Annotated in this window: 22 protein-coding genes; 13 read left to right on the top strand and 9 right to left on the bottom strand. The window is 73.0% G+C overall.

Annotated features, from left to right (window positions below; genetic code table 11):
• Positions 1-49: 49 nt before the first annotated feature.
• The 11 genes from secY (at position 50) to rplQ (ending at position 7,664) form a co-directional block, all read left to right on the top strand.
• Complete coding sequence (secY, locus tag BLU55_RS10720; protein ID WP_091729405.1) at positions 50-1,345, top strand: preprotein translocase subunit SecY; 1,296 nt, start codon at positions 50-52, stop codon at positions 1,343-1,345.
• Positions 1,345-1,920, top strand: coding sequence for an adenylate kinase (locus tag BLU55_RS10715; protein WP_091729403.1), 576 nt, complete (start codon positions 1,345-1,347; stop codon positions 1,918-1,920). Before secY ends, BLU55_RS10715 begins: the two co-directional genes overlap by 1 nt.
• Positions 1,921-1,923: 3 nt before the next feature.
• Positions 1,924-2,763: a type I methionyl aminopeptidase gene (gene map / locus BLU55_RS10710; protein WP_091729400.1), complete on the top strand. Its 840-nt coding sequence runs from the start codon at positions 1,924-1,926 to the stop codon at positions 2,761-2,763.
• 10 nt (positions 2,764-2,773) lie between these two features.
• Positions 2,774-3,505 (top strand): glutamine amidotransferase, encoded by a 732-nt coding sequence (locus tag BLU55_RS10705; protein WP_091729398.1) that lies wholly within the window; start codon positions 2,774-2,776, stop codon positions 3,503-3,505.
• Between the two features lie 260 nt (positions 3,506-3,765).
• Positions 3,766-3,987 (top strand): translation initiation factor IF-1, encoded by a 222-nt coding sequence (gene infA / locus BLU55_RS10700; protein WP_056536352.1) that lies wholly within the window; start codon positions 3,766-3,768, stop codon positions 3,985-3,987.
• 30 nt (positions 3,988-4,017) lie between these two features.
• The gene (rpmJ, locus tag BLU55_RS10695; protein ID WP_004008316.1) at positions 4,018-4,131 is read left to right on the top strand and encodes a 50S ribosomal protein L36; all 114 of its coding nucleotides are present in this window, start codon (positions 4,018-4,020) and stop codon (positions 4,129-4,131) included.
• A 151-nt stretch (positions 4,132-4,282) separates the two neighbouring features.
• Complete coding sequence (rpsM, locus tag BLU55_RS10690) at positions 4,283-4,657, top strand: 30S ribosomal protein S13 (RefSeq protein ID WP_091729396.1); 375 nt, start codon at positions 4,283-4,285, stop codon at positions 4,655-4,657.
• 59 nt (positions 4,658-4,716) lie between these two features.
• On the top strand, positions 4,717-5,124 hold the full coding sequence (gene rpsK, locus BLU55_RS10685) for a 30S ribosomal protein S11 (RefSeq protein ID WP_030483007.1): 408 nt from the start codon (positions 4,717-4,719) through the stop codon (positions 5,122-5,124).
• 29 nt (positions 5,125-5,153) lie between these two features.
• Positions 5,154-5,762 (top strand): 30S ribosomal protein S4, encoded by a 609-nt coding sequence (gene rpsD / locus BLU55_RS10680; RefSeq protein WP_091729393.1) that lies wholly within the window; start codon positions 5,154-5,156, stop codon positions 5,760-5,762.
• A 76-nt stretch (positions 5,763-5,838) separates the two neighbouring features.
• Positions 5,839-6,852, top strand: a complete 1,014-nt coding sequence (locus tag BLU55_RS10675) for a DNA-directed RNA polymerase subunit alpha (protein WP_091729390.1) — start codon at positions 5,839-5,841, stop codon at positions 6,850-6,852.
• A gap of 86 nt (positions 6,853-6,938) precedes the next feature.
• The gene (gene rplQ / locus BLU55_RS10670; protein ID WP_091729388.1) at positions 6,939-7,664 is read left to right on the top strand and encodes a 50S ribosomal protein L17, sunset domain variant; all 726 of its coding nucleotides are present in this window, start codon (positions 6,939-6,941) and stop codon (positions 7,662-7,664) included.
• A gap of 98 nt (positions 7,665-7,762) precedes the next feature.
• On the opposite strand, the gene BLU55_RS10665 is transcribed toward rplQ, so the two are convergent.
• From BLU55_RS10665 to BLU55_RS10655, 3 genes are all read right to left on the bottom strand, one after another.
• The gene (locus tag BLU55_RS10665) at positions 7,763-8,104 is read right to left on the bottom strand and encodes a hypothetical protein (protein ID WP_091729385.1); all 342 of its coding nucleotides are present in this window, start codon (positions 8,102-8,104) and stop codon (positions 7,763-7,765) included.
• 95 nt (positions 8,105-8,199) lie between these two features.
• Positions 8,200-9,885 carry an FAD-dependent oxidoreductase gene (locus BLU55_RS10660; protein ID WP_091729383.1) on the bottom strand — a complete coding sequence of 562 codons (1,686 nt, stop codon included), beginning with the start codon at positions 9,883-9,885 and terminating at the stop codon, positions 8,200-8,202.
• Between the two features lie 33 nt (positions 9,886-9,918).
• Positions 9,919-10,530, bottom strand: coding sequence for a hypothetical protein (locus tag BLU55_RS10655; protein WP_091729380.1), 612 nt, complete (start codon positions 10,528-10,530; stop codon positions 9,919-9,921).
• A gap of 35 nt (positions 10,531-10,565) precedes the next feature.
• Between BLU55_RS10655 and truA the strand changes: the two genes are divergently transcribed.
• The gene (gene truA, locus BLU55_RS10650; RefSeq protein ID WP_091729377.1) at positions 10,566-11,402 is read left to right on the top strand and encodes a tRNA pseudouridine(38-40) synthase TruA; all 837 of its coding nucleotides are present in this window, start codon (positions 10,566-10,568) and stop codon (positions 11,400-11,402) included.
• Here the strand turns inward: truA and BLU55_RS10645 are convergent.
• Entirely contained in the window at positions 11,380-11,766 is a 387-nt protein-coding gene (locus BLU55_RS10645) for a single-stranded DNA-binding protein (protein ID WP_091729375.1), read from the bottom strand. The two genes, truA and BLU55_RS10645, sit on opposite strands and share 23 nt — an antisense overlap.
• Positions 11,767-11,894: 128 nt before the next feature.
• On the opposite strand from BLU55_RS10645, the gene BLU55_RS10640 reads away from it, so the two are divergent.
• Positions 11,895-12,575 carry a class I SAM-dependent methyltransferase gene (locus BLU55_RS10640; RefSeq protein WP_091729372.1) on the top strand — a complete coding sequence of 227 codons (681 nt, stop codon included), beginning with the start codon at positions 11,895-11,897 and terminating at the stop codon, positions 12,573-12,575.
• Here BLU55_RS10640 and BLU55_RS10635 read toward each other — a convergent pair.
• The 5 genes from BLU55_RS10635 to BLU55_RS10615 are packed head-to-tail and all read right to left on the bottom strand — an operon-like array spanning position 12,572 to position 15,860.
• Complete coding sequence (locus BLU55_RS10635) at positions 12,572-12,781, bottom strand: ferredoxin (RefSeq protein ID WP_091729370.1); 210 nt, start codon at positions 12,779-12,781, stop codon at positions 12,572-12,574. The genes BLU55_RS10640 and BLU55_RS10635 overlap by 4 nt on opposite strands.
• On the bottom strand, positions 12,750-13,985 hold the full coding sequence (locus tag BLU55_RS10630; RefSeq protein WP_091729367.1) for an NADH-ubiquinone oxidoreductase-F iron-sulfur binding region domain-containing protein: 1,236 nt from the start codon (positions 13,983-13,985) through the stop codon (positions 12,750-12,752). The genes BLU55_RS10635 and BLU55_RS10630 overlap by 32 nt, the downstream gene beginning before the upstream one ends.
• A complete protein-coding gene (locus BLU55_RS10625) occupies positions 13,982-14,551 on the bottom strand; it encodes a ferric reductase-like transmembrane domain-containing protein (RefSeq protein WP_091729365.1) in 570 nt (189 codons plus the stop codon). The genes BLU55_RS10630 and BLU55_RS10625 overlap by 4 nt, the downstream gene beginning before the upstream one ends.
• Positions 14,548-15,543 (bottom strand): FAD:protein FMN transferase, encoded by a 996-nt coding sequence (locus BLU55_RS10620; protein ID WP_091733756.1) that lies wholly within the window; start codon positions 15,541-15,543, stop codon positions 14,548-14,550. The genes BLU55_RS10625 and BLU55_RS10620 overlap by 4 nt, the downstream gene beginning before the upstream one ends.
• Positions 15,543-15,860, bottom strand: a complete 318-nt coding sequence (locus BLU55_RS10615) for a hypothetical protein (RefSeq protein WP_091729362.1) — start codon at positions 15,858-15,860, stop codon at positions 15,543-15,545. The genes BLU55_RS10620 and BLU55_RS10615 overlap by 1 nt, the downstream gene beginning before the upstream one ends.
• Positions 15,861-15,926: the final 66 nt, after the last annotated feature.

Raw genomic sequence — 15,926 nt, 5'->3', positions numbered from 1 at the left:
TAGGACCAGGCCCGCCCCCGGCAGGCCGCCAGAAGTTTGAGAGGGCCAGTTGCTCAGCGCATTCGCCAACGCATTCCGGACACCGGACCTGCGCAAGAAGCTGTTGTTCGTGCTGGCCATCGTCGCCATCTTCCGGCTCGGCTCGCAGATCCCCGCCCCGGGCGTCAACGTCCCCAACGTCCAGCAGTGCTTCCAGGCCACCGCGGACAGCGGCGTCTACGGCCTGATCAACCTGTTCTCCGGCGGCGCCCTGCTGCAGCTGACGATCTTCGCCCTGGGCGTGATGCCCTACATCACGGCGAGCATCATCCTGCAGCTGCTGGTGGTCGTGATCCCACGGCTGGAGGCCCTCAAGAAGGAGGGCCAGTCCGGCCAGACGAAGATCACGCAGTACACCCGCTACCTGACGCTGGCGCTGGCCGTCCTCCAGGCCACCGGCATCGTGGCGCTGGCGCGCTCGCGCAACCTGCTGCCCGACTGCACGCAGCCGCTGATGTACAACGAGACCGTCTGGGCCTCGGTCCTGATGGTGCTGACCATGACCGCCGGCACGGCGATCATCATGTGGTTCGGCGAGCTCATCACCGAGCGCGGCGTCGGCAACGGCATGTCCATCCTCATCTTCACCCAGGTCGTCGCCACCTTCCCGGGCGCCCTGTGGGGCGTCCAGCAGTCCCGCGGCCCGTGGATCTTCGGCTCGGTGCTGGTGATCGGCCTCGTCGTGATGGCGGCGGTCGTGTTCATCGAGCAGGCGCAGCGCCGCATCCCGGTGCAGTACGCCCGTCGCATGGTGGGCCGCAAGATGTTCGGCGGCTCCTCGACGTACGTCCCGCTCAAGGTCAACCAGGCCGGCATCATCCCCGTCATCTTCGCCTCGAGCCTGCTCTACCTGCCGGCCATGGCGGTGCAGTTCAACCAGGGCTCCGACGCACCGTGGGTGCGCTGGATCTCGACCTACTTCGTGCGGGGTGACCACCCCCTCTACATGATCGCGTACTTCCTGCTGATCATCTTCTTCACCTACTTCTACGTCGCGATCAACTTCAACCCCGAAGAGGTCGCGGACAACATGAAGAAGTACGGCGGTTTCATTCCCGGGATCCGGGCAGGCAAGCCGACCGAGGAGTACCTCTCCTACGTCCTGTCCCGCATCACGCTGCCGGGTGCGCTCTACCTCGGTCTGATCTCGTTGATCCCGCTGGTCGCGCTCATCGTGGTCAACGCCAACCAGAACTTCCCCTTCGGCGGCACGTCGCTGCTGATCATGGTCGGGGTCGCCCTCGACACGGTGAAGCAGATCGAGAGCCAGCTCCAGCAGCGCAACTACGAAGGATTCCTCCGTTAATGCGAATGATCTTCATGGGCCCTCCCGGCGCCGGCAAGGGCACCCAGGCCAAGCACGTGGCCACCCACTTCGGCATCCCCGCCATCTCGACCGGTGACATCTTCCGGGCCAACGTGTCGCAGGGGACCGAGCTCGGCAGGAAGGCCCAGGAGTTCATGGACTCCGGGGAGTACGTCCCCGACGAGGTCACCAACCTCATGGTCCGCAACCGCATCGACGAGCGCGACGCCGAGCCCGGCTTCCTGCTCGACGGCTACCCCCGCACCCTGGCCCAGGTCGAGGAGCTCGACGGGATGATCAAGCACACCGGGCACGAGCTCGACGCCGTGGTGGTGCTGACCGTCGACGCCGAGGAGCTGGTGCAGCGGTTGCTGCACCGTGCCGAGACCGACGGCCGCAGCGACGACACCGAAGAGGTGATCCGTCGTCGCCAGGAGGTCTACACCGAGCAGACCGAGCCGCTCATCGAGGTCTACCGCGAGCGGGGCCTGCTCATCGAGGTCGACGGCATGGGCGAGGTCGAGGACGTCACGCAGCGCATCTTCGGTGCGCTCCAGGACGTCCGGCAGAGCTGAGCCATGGGTCTGCGTGACCGCGGGGTCGAGATCAAGACCCCCGACCAGATCGCCCGGATGCGCGTGGCCGGCCTGCTGGTCGGCCGCACGCTGGAGGTGCTGCGCGAGGCCGTGCGTCCCGGCGTCAGCACCGCCGACCTCGACGCGATCGCCGAGCGGCACATCCGCGACGGGGGCGGCACCCCCAGCTTCCTCGGGTACGGCGACCCGCCGTTCCCCGCGAGCATCTGCGCCTCGGTCAACGACCAGGTGGTCCACGGCATCCCCGGGCCGCGCGTCCTCGAGCCGGGCGACGTCGTCTCGATCGACTGCGGTGCGATCGTCGACGGCTGGCACGGCGACGCCGCGATCACCGTCGCCGTGGGGGAGACCCGCCCCGACGTGCTCGAGCTGATGCGCGTCACCGAGGAGTCGATGTGGGCGGGGTTCGCCGCGGCCCGCCTCGGCGGCCGCGTCACCGACATCTCCCACGCCGTCGAGCAGCACGTCCGCTCGCAGCCGCACCCGAGCGGCGGCACCTGGGGGATCGTCGAGGAGTTCACCGGACACGGCATCGGGACCGCGATGCACCAGCCCCCCAACGTGCCCAACTACGGCCGCGCCGGCCGCGGGCCGAAGCTCGAGCGGGGCCTGGCCCTCGCCGTGGAGCCCATGGTCACCCTCGGCAGCAAGCACCCGGTGCTCGACGACGACGAGTGGACGGTGCTGTCCGAGGACGGCAGCTGGGCCGCGCACTTCGAGCACACCTTCACCCTCACGCCCGACGGCCCGTGGATCCTCACCGCCGTCGACGGCGGGCGGTCCCGGCTCGCCGAGCTCGGCCTGCCCTACGGCGGGGACTGAGCCCCGACCGGTGCGGCCCTTCCTGCTGATCTCGATCCGGGCCGAGCAGGCGGCCGCGGACGACGAGTACGACGCGTTCCTGCGCTTCACCGGTCTCGACGAGGCGACCCTGCCGCGCGTGGACGTGCACGCCCACGACCTGCCGGCGCTCGACCTCGACGCGTGGTCCGGTGTGGTCCTGGGAGGCGGGCCCTGGAACGCCAGCGACGACCCGGCCACCAAGTCGGCGGTCCAGCTGCGGGCCGAGGACCAGCTCGGACGGCTGCTCGACGAGGTGGAGCAGCGCGACTTCCCGTTCCTGGGTGCCTGCTACGGCATCGGCACGCTGGGGCTGCACCGCGGCGGGGTGGTCGACCGGTCCTTCCCCGAACCGGTCGGCCCGCTGTCGGTCACGCTCACCGACGAGGGCCTGCGCGACCCGCTCTTCGCCGGCGTCCCGCGCGCCTTCGCGGCGTACGGCGGGCACAAGGAGTCGATGACCACGCTGCCGCCCGGCGCGGTCCTGCTCGCCACCTCCGAGGCGTGCCCGGTGCAGGCCTTCCGGGTGGGCGAGAACGGCTACGCCACCCAGTTCCACCCCGAGCTCGACGTCGACGGGGTGTGCACGCGCATCGAGGTCTACCGCCACGCGGGCTACTTCCCGCCGCAGGAGGCGCAGGCACTGACCGAGGTGGCCCGGAGCGTCGAGGTGCTGCACCCGATGACGGTGCTCGCCAACTTCGTCGCCCGTCACGCTCGCTGACCGCGCGGGGCGGGGGCTCCCACGATTAACGCTGGGACCGGGTTGTGACCTAGACTCTCTCCTTGGCCCAACGTGGGCTCGTTTCGTGGTGCCTCGCGGCTGCCCGGACCCTCGCATCCTTCCTCGTCACGAGGACGTGCGGCGCGCCCGGGGTTGAGGCTCACGGAGCCGCTCCACGAGGTCCACCCCGCGTCACCGTCACGGTGCCGGGGAGGTTCCCGGGCCGACGGTAGACAACGGACGAGCAGATTGCGGAGGACATGCCGAAGAAAGAAGGCGTGATCGAGATGGAGGGCTCCGTCGTGGAGGCCCTCCCCAATGCCATGTTCCGGGTGGAGCTCTCCAACGGACACAAGGTGCTCGCCCACATCAGCGGCAAGATGCGCCAGCACTACATCCGGATCCTCCCCGAGGACCGCGTGGTGGTGGAGCTGTCGCCGTACGACCTCACCCGGGGTCGGATCGTCTACCGGTACAAGTAACCGCATCCAGCCGACCCAGAAAGGGCTGACATGAAGGTCAACCCGAGCGTCAAGCCGATCTGTGACAAGTGCAAGGTGATCCGTCGCCACGGCCGCGTCATGGTGATCTGCGAGAACCCGCGTCACAAGCAGCGCCAGGGCTGAGCCCCGGCTCCGCCCCACAACTGAAGACATCCACCACGTGATCGCTCAGGGCCTCCAGGCCTGACACACCTCCGGAACGGATGGCCGGAGCCCGCCGCTCGGCGGGGCGCGACACGACCAGACCACCGTGATCCACAGAAGGGCCACCACCATGGCACGCCTCGTTGGTGTCGACCTCCCGCGCGAGAAGCGCATCGAGATCGCACTCACCTACATCTACGGCATCGGCCGTACCCGCTCCCAGAAGCTCCTGGCCGCGACGGGCATCGACCCGAACGCGCGCGTCCACACCCTGGGCGACGACGAGCTGGTCAAGCTCCGTGACGCCATCGAAGCCGACTACAAGATCGAGGGTGACCTCCGTCGCGAGGTCCAGGCGGACATCCGCCGCAAGATCGAGATCGGCAGCTACCAGGGTCGTCGTCACCGCATGGGCCTGCCCGTGCGCGGACAGCGGACCAAGACCAACGCGCGCACCCGCAAGGGTCCCAAGCGCACCGTCGCCGGCAAGAAGAAGGCGAAGTGACCTCAGGCCCCGCCTGAGCACCGCCTACAACTGACACCAGAAGACTTCAGGAGTACTGCATGCCCCCCAAGAGCCGCAGCGCGGCCGGCGCCAAGAAGGTGCGCCGCAAGGAGAAGAAGAACGTCGCTCAGGGCGAAGCCCACATCAAGAGCACGTTCAACAACACGATCGTCACGATCACCGACCCCACGGGTGCGGTCATCTCGTGGGCCTCTGCCGGCACCGTCGGCTTCAAGGGCTCGCGCAAGTCCACGCCGTTCGCCGCGCAGATGGCCGCCGAGGCCGCTGGCCGTCGGGCGATGGACCACGGGATGAAGAAGATCGACGTGTTCGTCAAGGGCCCGGGCTCGGGTCGCGAGACCGCGATCCGCTCGCTGGGTGCGATCGGCCTCGAGGTCGGCACCATCCAGGACGTCACGCCCACCCCCCACAACGGTTGCCGCCCGCCCAAGCGCCGGCGCGTCTGACCCGAGACTGAACAGGAGACTTACGACCCATGGCTCGTTACATCGGCCCCATGACCAAGAAGTCGCGCCGTCTCGGTGTCGACCTCGTCGGTGAGGACAAGGCGTTCGAGAAGCGCCCCTACGCTCCCGGCCAGCACGGACGGACCCGCATCAAGGAGTCCGAGTACCGCAACCAGCTGCAGGAGAAGCAGAAGGCGCGCTTCACCTACGGCGTGATGGAGAAGCAGTTCCACAACTACTACGAGGAGGCAGCGCGTCGTGCCGGCAAGACCGGTGACAACCTGCTGCAGCTCCTCGAGTGCCGCCTCGACAACGTGGTCTACCGCGCCGGCTTCGCCCGCACGCGTCGTCACGCCCGCCAGCTCGTCGTGCACGGTCACTTCCGCGTCAACGGCAAGAAGGTCGACATCCCGTCCTACCAGGTCGACGCGCACGACATCATCGACGTGCGCGAGAAGAGCCTGGAGATGACCCCGTTCATCGTGGCTCGCGAGACCCACGGCGAGCGGATCGTCCCGGCGTGGCTCGAGGCCATCCCGTCGCGGATGCGCGTCCTCGTGCACTCCCGCCCGTTGCGCGCACAGATCGAGCTGCCCGTCCAGGAGCAGCTCATCGTGGAGTACTACTCCAAGAAGTAAGCACCACCCCCCAGGCCACACCCCAGCGTTGTTCGAGCCCGTCATATGTCGGGTGGGCTCGGAAAGGAAACCAACAGTGCTCATCGCTCAGCGCCCGTCCCTGTCGGAAGAGGTCGTCGAGGACAACCGTTCGCGGTTCGTCATCGAGCCCCTCGAGCCCGGCTTCGGCTACACGCTCGGCAACTCGCTGCGCCGCACCCTGCTCTCCTCGATCCCCGGTGCCTCGGTCACCAGCATCAAGGTGGACACCGCGCTGCACGAGTTCTCCACGGTGGAGGGCGTCAAGGAGGACGTCACCGAGATCATCCTCAACCTCAAGGCGCTCGTCGTCTCCAGCGAGCACGACGAGCCCGTCGCCATGGTGCTGCGCAAGACCGGCTCCGGCGACGTGACCGCGGCCGACATCGAGGTGCCGGCCGGGGTCGAGGTGCACAACCCCGACCTCAAGATCGCGACGCTCAACTCCACCGGCAAGATCGAGATGGAGCTCATCGTCGAGCGGGGCCGTGGCTACGTCAGCTCGGCCCAGAACAAGGGTGCGGACAACGAGATCGGCCGGCTCCCGGTCGACTCGATCTACAGCCCCGTGCTGAAGGTGACCTACAAGGTCGAGGCCACCCGAGTCGAGCAGCGCACCGACTTCGACAAGCTCGTGATCGACGTCGAGACCAAGCCCTCCATCACCCCGCGCGACGCCATCGCCTCGGCGGGCAAGACGCTCGTGGAGCTGTTCGGCCTCGCCCGGGAGCTCAACGTCGAGGCCGAGGGCATCGACATCGGCCCGTCGCCCGTCGACGAGCAGCTGGCGCAGGACCTGGCGCTGCCGGTCGAGGACCTCAACCTCACCGTCCGCTCCTACAACTGCCTCAAGCGCGAGGGCATCCACACCGTGGGCGAGCTCATCTCGCGCTCGGAGCAGGACCTCCTCGACATCCGCAACTTCGGCGCCAAGTCGATCGACGAGGTGAAGGCCAAGCTGGTCGAGATGGGTCTGTCCCTCAAGGACAGCGCCCCCGGCTTCGACCCGGCGACCGCCCTCGCGGCGTACGACGACGACGACGACAGCTTCGTCGAGGACGAGCAGTACTGAGAGAACCCCGGAAGGTGGCCCGGACGTCGGGCCACCTCCACCTCTACCCCGGTACCTGACACGGCCGGGGAGGAACGAGAGAGACCATGCCTACCCCCAAGAAGGGTGCCCGCCTCGGCGGCAGCCCCGCCCACCAGCGCCTGATCCTGCGCAACCTGGCCACCGCGCTCTTCGAGCACGGCCGGGTGACCACGACCGAGGCCAAGGCCCGGCTGCTGCGGCCCTACGCCGAGAAGCTGATCACCAAGGCCCGCAAGGGCGGCCTGCACAACCGCCGCCTCGTGATGCGCGAGCTCTACACGAGTGTCGACCGTCAGCTGCTGGCCGACGAGGGCCTGGTCGCGGTCAACCAGTACCCCCAGCACCGCCTGTTCACCGAGATCGCCCCGGCGTTCGGTGACCGTCCCGGTGGCTACACCCGGATCACCAAGATCGGCCCCCGCAAGGGCGACAACGCGCCCATGGCGGTCATCGAGCTCGTGACCGAGACCTACACCCCCTCGGCCCCGCGCCAGAAGGCGTCGGCCACCACGGCGGCCCCGGCTGCCGAGGAGACCACCGAGGAGTCGACCGAGGCCACCACCGGTGACGTCGAGGCGACCGAGGCCGGCGCGTACGCCGGTTCGCACGCGCCGCTCGAGGACGTCCACGAGGCGCCCGAGGGCTTCCCGATCAAGGGCAACGAGGACTCGAAGAAGTACCACGAGCCGCTGAGCCCGGCGTACGCCCAGACCGAGGCGGAGGTGTGGTTCGACAGCGTCGAGTCCGCCGAGGCCGCGGGGTTCACCGCCCCGCAGGGCGAGCAGGACTGACCTGCAGCACCCGCACGTCGACGGCCCGTCACCCGCGAGGGTGGCGGGCCGTCGTGCGTCCGTGGGGTGCCGGCCCGCGGCGCCGCGCCAGGGACGCCTCAGGCCAGGAAGGCGCGCAGCACCTCGGCCTCGGCGCGCATCCGACGGGCTCGCGCCTCGTCGCCGCGGCTGGCGTAGGTCTGCGCCACCTGTTCGCGCTGCTCGGCCTCAGCAGCGACGATCGCGGTCACCTCGAGCTCGCTGAGCTGCTGTCGCGCGAGCTCGGAGCCCCCGCGCGGCCCGGCTGCGGACGGGGGACCCGACGGGACCGCCTCCGCGTTGGCGAGCACCCCCAGCGTCGAGCGCAGCGCGGTGACCACGACGCGGTCGCGGTCCTTCATGGCGCGGGGCAGCGCCGCAGCCATCCGGCCACGGAGTCCCTGCGTCACGGTGTCGACCACGGTCCGACCGTAACCGCGGCGGGCGCCCGGCCCGACATGGTTTTTTCGAGACCGAGGCAGTCGTGACGGGATAGTTACCGGGGAACCGGGGCAGCTCAGACGTCTCGGGCGAGATCGGCCAGGTGTGCGTGGACCAGCGGCACGGTGCTGGCGCCCTCGCCCGACGCGGCGGCCACCCGCTTCATGGACCCGGCGCGGATGTCGCCGGCCGCGAAGACGCCCGGGACCGCGGTGGCCAGGTCGGCGGGCGGTACGCCGTCGTGCCAGTAGTCGCGGGGCAGGTCCCTCCCGGTGAGCACGAAGCCCCGGTCGTCGCGGCAGACCTCGTCGGGCAGCCAGGCGCACTGCGGGTCCGCGCCGAGGAGCAGGAACAGCCCGCCAGCCGGGTGACGGGTCACCTCGCCGGTGCGCAGGTCGCGGACCGCGATCCAGCCCAGGCGGTCCTCGCCGCCCCCGTCGACGACCTGGGCGCACGGCCGGACCTCGACGCCGGGCGCCCAGCGCAGCTCGCGGACCAAGTAGTCCGACATCGTCTCGGCGATGCCGTCGCGACGCACGAGCAGGGTGACCGACCGGGCGAAGCGGGCCAGGTGGAGCGCGGCCTGGCCGGCGGAGTTGCCGCCCCCCACCACGAAGACGTCGGTGCCGGCCGTCTCCTGGGCGGCGCTCACGGCGGCCCCGTAGTGGACGCCGAGCCCGACGAGGTCCTCCAGCGGGGCGACGCCGAGGCGCCGGTAGGCGACCCCCGTGGCGATGACGACGTTGCGCGCGCGCACCTCGCCGCCGTCCGTCAGCAGCCGGTGGCCGGCCGCGCCGGTGTGCAGCTCCTGCACCGGCCAGCCGGTGAAGAAGCGGGTGCCGAAGCGCAGCGCCTGGCCGCGGGCGCGCTGGGCCAGCCGCATCCCGGACACGCCCCGGGGGAACCCGAGGTAGTTGCGGATCATCGAGCTGGTGCCGGCCTGGCCGCCGATCGCCCCCGTCTCGAGGACCACCGTCGAGAGGCCCTCCGAGGAGCCGTAGACGGCGGCCGCCAGCCCGGCGGGGCCCGAGCCCACCACGGCCAGGTCGACCTCGCCATCCACGTCGAGCTGGTCGGGGGCGCCGTAGACGGCCGCCGCGACCTCCTGCACCGACCGGGTCAGCACCGGGGCGCGGCCCATCGCGGCCACCAGCGGGAACGAGCCCGCGGTCGAGCCGTCGGAGCGCTGCGACTCCAGGTCCGCCCCCTCCGGGGAGGTCGGGTCGACGACCTGCGCCGGCATCCCCATCTGGTAGAAGAAGTCGCGGATCGCCACGGTGAGCGCGTCGAGGGTGGGGGAGACCACCTGCACCGGCGCCACCTGCGGGACCGCCACGCTCGAGCCCCAGTCGGAGAGCAGCTCGGTGAGCACGCCGTGGAACTCCTCGTCGCGCACCCCGCGCGGCATCAGCAGGTAGGCGTCGTACTTGCCGGCCCCCAGGCCGCCCCGCAGGTCGTCGGCGCGGTCGCGGAAGCGGCTGACGTGGGCGGTGACCACGCGCCGGGCGGTCGGCACCAGCACCCGCCACTGGTGGAAGGCCCGCAGCACGTGGTCGTCGGGCAGGTCGGGCTCGGCGACGAACAGCGCCACGTCGCGCCCCGGCTCCAGCCCGCGCAGCAGCTCCAGCGTCGCGGCCGACGAGGAGGTCCAGCGGACGTCGTACTCGCGGGCGTAGCGGTGGAGCGGCAGCTCGAGGTCCTCGGCGTGGTCGGGGGCGCAGACCACGACGAGCGGGCGGGTGTCGGAGGCGGGCTCGGCCATGGCTCCATCCTCCCCCGGTGGGCCGGGCCGGTCCTAGCCGCGGGACTGGTGGACGTCGAGGTGCAGCCGGCGGCTGACGAGGTCGACGAGCGGGCCGAGCAGCACGACGACCGCGACGGTGCCCACCCCGAGGGTGCCGCCGAGCAGCCAGCCGACGACGGCGCTGGCCCCCTGCGCCGCGGTGTAGCTCCAGCGGAACGGCACCGGCGGGTCCCAGGCCAGCGCGGCGCTCTCGATGGGGCCCGCACCCAGGCGGCTGCCGAGGTAGCAGGCGATCCCGGTGGCCAGCACGGGCAGCGAGAGCACGAGGAGCGCGACGCGCGGCACCAGCCCGTCGAGCGCGTCCCAGCGCTCCAGCGGCGGGAGCAGGACGGAGACCACCACGCCGACGAGCAGGACCTGCACCACGGTCCCCACCCCCGGGAACAGCCGCCGGGTCGCGGCGAGCAGCAGGAAGGCCACGCTGACGAGCAGGTTGGCCAGCGCGAAGGGCCACCCCGTCGCGCGGGCCGTGCCGTTGACCAGGGTGGAGAAGCCGTCGGAGCCCAGGTCGGCCGCCAGCAGCAGCGCGACCCCCACCCCGAGGACGACCGCGCCGCCGACCAGCAGCAGGGCACGACCGGACAGGTCACGGTGGCGGCTCACGCGGGGAGCATCCCAGACGACGGTAGGTTGTCGCGGTGCGGCTGCGCCTCGACCTCTCCTACGACGGCACCGGGTTCCACGGATGGGCCCGGCAACCCGGGCTCCGGACGGTGCAGGGAGAGCTCGAGCAGGCGCTCGACACCGTGCTGCGCACCACGGGCAGCACCCTCACGGTGGCCGGGCGCACCGACACCGGCGTCCACGCCCGGGGGCAGGTCGCGCACCTCGACGTCGACCCCGCGCTGGTGCAGGCCGCCTCGGGCCGCAGCCAGGACCCGCCCGAGGAGGTGCTGGTCCGCCGGCTCAACGGGGTGCTCGACCCGGACCTGCGGGTCCGGGGCTGCGGCCCGGTCGCCCCGGGGTTCGACGCGCGGTTCTCCGCCTCGTGGCGGCGCTACGCCTACCGGGTGGCCGACCGACCCGACCTGGTGGACCCGCTGACCCGGTCGCACGTGCTGGCCTGGCCGCGCCCGCTGGACGTCGAGCTGCTCAACCGGGGCGCGGAGCTGCTGCTGGGCGAGCACGACTTCGCCGCCTTCTGCCGGCGCCGCGAGGGGGCCACCACGATCCGGACGCTGCTGGCGCTCGAGTGGGAGCGCCCCGCCCGGGGCCCGCTGGTGGCCACGGTGCGCGCCGACGCCTTCTGCCACAGCATGGTCCGCGCCCTGGTCGGGTGCCTGCTCCCGGTCGGGGAGGGCCGCCGGCCGGTGACCTGGCCGGGGGAGGTGCTGGCCCGGCGGCAGCGCGACCCCGCCGTCACGGTCGCCCACGCCCACGGGCTGACGCTCGAGGAGGTGGCCTACCCGGCTGCGGACCAGCTCGCGCGCCGGGCCGAGGAGTCGCGCACCCTCAGGACGCTGCCCGGCGGCTGAGCCGGACCAGGCGGGCCGCCTCCACCTCGTAGCGGCTGGTGCGGCCGCCGGCGCCGCCGAAGAAGCGCCGGCGCAGCGATCCCTCGACGCGCACGGTGTCACCGGGGAGCAGCGCGCCGGCGCTGCGACGGGTGCGCCTGCTCCAGCAGGCGACGTCGACGACGTCCACCGTGCGCCGCGTCGCCCCCGTGTCCGGCGGCCGGTCCACGACCACGCGCAGCGTCACGAGCTCGTCGCCGCTCGGCAGCTCGCGGGTCTCCGGGGCGGCGCTGACCCGGCCGACCAGCGCCACCTCGTTGACGTGGGCCGGACCGGGGGTGGGGCCGGGGGCGGGGTCGGGCGGGGCGGGGGTCTCGAGGCTCATGCCCCCAGTGCAGCGGGTCCGCGGCGGTCGGCGGTCGGAGCCGGCCCCGGCTGTGGAAGGCTGGCCGTCCCGGACCGCCTGTGGACGCGGCGTCCGGCGCAGCGTCGTACGGGACCGGGAGGACGAGCGTGGCCGAGGAGCACTACTTCAGCGCGGACCCCTCGTCGCCGTTCCGACGGGTGCCGGTGCGGGCCGACGTGTGGGGCCACTGGCTGGAGCTCACGACGGGATCGGGCGTCTTCGCCCAGGGCCGGCTCGACGTCGGCACCGGCGTGCTGCTGCGGGAGACCGCCCCGCCCACCGGGGCCCGGGAGGTGCTCGACCTCGGCTGCGGGTACGGCGTCATCGGGCTGGCCGTCGCGGTGGCGGTCCCGCAGGCGCGGGTGACCGCCGTCGACGTCAACGAGCGCGCGCTGCTGCTGGCCCGCGAGAACGCCGAGCGTCTGGGGGTCTCCGACCGCTTCCGCGCGGTGCGCCCCGACGAGGTCGACCCCGGGCTGCGCTTCGACGAGATCTGGTCGAACCCGCCGATCCGCGTGGGCAAGGAGGCGCTGCACGAGCTGCTCCTGCAGTGGTTGCCCCGGATGGGTCCCGACGGCCGCGCCGTCATGGTGGTGGGCAAGAACCTCGGGGCCGACTCGCTGACCCGGTGGCTGGGGGAGCAGGGCTTCCCCACCAGCAGGACGGCCAGCGCCAAGGGCTTCCGCGTGCTCTCGAGCCGCCGGGCCGAGCCGGCAGGGGCGGACGACCACGACGGCCCGGCCGGCCCGGACCCGTCGCACCCGGAGCTCCCGCCGACGGACGACTAGGTCGTGGGGACGCGCCTGAGCGCCTGCAGGGGGCACGCCCGCACGGCGCGGACCGCGAGCCGCTCCAGGTCGCGCGGGACCGAGGGATCGCGCTCGCCGGTGCGCGAGACGGGATAGCCCCAGTCGTCCAGGTCGAGCAGCTCGGGGAGCAGCTCGGCGCAGGCGCCGTGGCCGTCACAACGGGTCCAGTCGACGTGCAGCCTCATGGCAACCTCCTCGCAGGTGGTCCTCGACGTGGGGGGCGAAGGTGGTCAGGGTGCTGGCGACGAACCGGGCCGAGCCGTCGGGGTGGGCGCAGGCTCCGCGGCCGGTGACCAGCCGGCGGACGCGCTGGACCTCCGGGACCAGGCCGGGGTCGGCCCCGGGGCGGGCCAGCTGCTCGAGCAGGTCGGCCATCCGGGGCAGGCCGTTGACGCAGGGACCGCACTGGCGGGCGCTCTGCCCGGCGAGGTAGCGCGCGACCTCGGCGGCGGCCGCGAGCGGGCAGGCGGCCCGGTCGAGGGCGTGCACGACGCCGGCACCGGGGGTCGCCCCGAACGGCGCGAGGTGCTCGCGGTCCAGGGGCACGTCCAGGTCCGTGGCGGGCACCCAGGCGCCGTGGTAGCCGCCGACCAGGACCGCCCGGACCCGGTCGGTCCTCGTGCCGCCCGCCTCGAGGACCGTGCGCAGCGAGGTGCCCCGCGCCACCTCGAGCACGCCCGGGTGGGTGAGCAGGTCGGCCGAGCTGCCGCTCAGCGTCACCAGGAAGGTGCCGGGGTCGGCCGGCGTGCCCTGCTCGCGGAACCAGTCGGCACCGTGCCGGGCCAGCAGCGCGAGCTGGGCCAGGGTCTCGGCGTTGAGGACGAGCGTCGGTCGGCCCCCGACGCCGCGCCGGAACACCGGGACCAGGGGATCGGTGGGGACGGCCGGGCCCCCGTCGAGCTGGCGGACCAGGGCCGACTCCTGGCCCGCGACGAAACCGCCACCGAGCGCCCGGACCTCGACGCGGGTGCCGCGGGCGGCCTCGCGTGCCGGTCCGGCGGCGACCTCGGGGCCGGTGGCCAGGAGCACCCGGGAGGCGCCCAGCGCGGCGCCGAGCAGGCTCAGCCCGTCGACGACGAGGTGGGGGGCCTGCGCGAGCAGCACGGCGTCCTTGGAGCTGAGCGGCTCGCCCTCCATGGCGTTGCCGACCACGACCGGTGAGCGGCCCGCGACCGAGCGCAGCTTGCGCGCCGTCGGGAACCCCGCACCGCCGCGGCCGGTCAGTCCGGCCGCCTCGGTGAGGGCGACCAGCTGGTCGGCGCTCACGTGCGGCAGGGGTACGTCGGGCCGCCGGCCGAGCAGCCGGGACGGACCGCTCGGAGCAGGTCGTGGGACGTCGGGTCCCGAGGCGAGCCCGGGGGCGGGCACGGAGGCGAGGACGTCGGTCATCGGACGAGCTCCCGGTCGGTGCGGACGTGGCGCAGGCCGCGACCGCGGAAGGAGGGGGTGAGCCGCCAGGCGACGGCCGCGGCCACCAGGGCGGTGGAGCCGCCCGCGACGGCGTCCAGCCACAGGGACCCGGCATCGGTGCCGTTGCCCAGGGAGTGCAGCAGCGCGATCGGCCACAGGGCGTAGGTGAGCCGGTGGACGGCGGTGAAGACCCGGGGCCCGACGCGGTCGCGCAGCAGGCTCACCGCGGTGACGGCGAGGAGCAGGTCGACCGCGAGCGTGCCCAGGCCGAGCCAGAGCGGGCGGTAGGTGCCGAGGAACGGCACCACGAGGTCGACCAGCCGCAGCTGGGCGTAGGGGTCGAGGAGCAGCGTGACGACGTGGACCACGACCAGGGCCACGCCGGTCAGCGAGGCGGTGCGGTGCAGCTCGGCCAGGCCGAAGCGCCCCAGCCGGTCGATGCTGCGGCCCGAGCGGGTCACGATGCCGAGCACGAGCGAGACGGTGAACAGCAGCAGGGCGGCGACGCCGGTGCCCCGGCCGAGCGCCCACAGAGCCTCGCTCACGACGCCCGCCCCTCGGGCGCGGCGGGAGCAGGCCAGCCACCCAGCACGACGACGTCGCCGTCCTCGGAGACCAGGCGGGCCGGCAGGCCCGTGCCGCGCAGCCAGGCGACCGCGTCGCCGCCCTTGACGAGGGCGGCGGTGCTCGCGGCGTTGGCCCGGGTGCAGCTGGTGGCGACGACGCTCGCCGTCCGCCACGGGCCGCGGGTCGGCTGGCCGGTGCGCGGGTCGAGCAGGTGGTGCACGTCGCGGTCGCCGGTGCGCCAGGTGCGGCGCACCGTGCTCGACGTGGCCAGGGCGGCGCCGGCCGCCAGCGTGACCTGCTGCGGGACGTCGACCGGCAGGTCCTGGACGGTCACCTGCCAGCCACCGGCCGGCGGTGCCCCCGCGGTGGCGACGTCGCCGCCCAGCGAGACCAGCACGCCGGTGCCGAGCCGCTCCGACACGAGGGTGGCGGCCCGGTCGGCCGCACCGGCCTTGGCCGTGGCCCCGAGGTCGAGCTGCACCCCGGCCGGCATCGAGAGCCGGTGGCCCGCGAGCGCGAGGCTGCGCCACCCGGGGAGGGAGCGCACCACCAGCGGGGTGCCCGCGCGGCGGCCGCCGGTCGCGACGCCCGGGACCGTCCGGGGGCGGTCCAGCAGCGAGAAGTCGCGGTCGTAGCCCAGGGCCGCGAGGGCGCCGCCCAGGGTCGGGTCGACGGCTCCACCGGTCGCGCGGGCCGCGGCGAGCGCCTCGGCGAGCAGCGCGGCGAGCAGCGGGCTCAGGACGACGTCGCCGTCGCCCGACCGGGCCAGGCCGAGCAGCTCGCTGTCGGGCCGGAACCGGCTCGCCGCCCGGTCGACGGCGTCGAGCAGGTCGTCGACGAGGTCGGCCGCCGCGGCCAGCCGGGCGGGGTCGGTGACGACCAGGCGTGCGGTGGTGCTCCACAGCTCCCAGTCGCGCACGCCGAGGGCCCCGGTCGGGGAGCCGGTCGTGGTGCCGACCGTGGCGGTCATCACGACCCGCCCGAGGAGGCGTTGCTCGCGCCGCCGGTCGACGGGCTGACCAGGGTGCTGCCCTGGCTCCGGCTGCTCGAGCCGGCCGACGTGGTGGCCTGGGAGGACGTGGTCGAGGAGGACGCGGAGGAGGTGCCGGTGGAGCCGGTCGCCGCGGTGCCGGTGGTGCCGGAGACCACCAGGGCACCGGCGACCGCCAGCGAGGTGCCGACGGCGCCGGCGACCACGAGACCCTTCGCGCGACCGGTGGCGCGGGTGCGCTGGCGGCGGCGCAGGGTCGGGTCGGTGGTCGGGTCGGGAGCGGTGTGCGGGTCCATGACGACGACCCTGCTCGCGCTCCCTGTGTCCTTCCTGTGGGTCCCCTGGTGGGGCCGTGTGGGTGG

It is taken from the genome of Nocardioides scoriae (assembly GCF_900104965.1).
Taxonomy (GTDB): domain Bacteria; phylum Actinomycetota; class Actinomycetes; order Propionibacteriales; family Nocardioidaceae; genus Marmoricola; species Marmoricola scoriae.
Note: the sequence above shows the minus strand (reverse complement) of the source record. Positions and strands in the feature narration are given on the sequence as shown.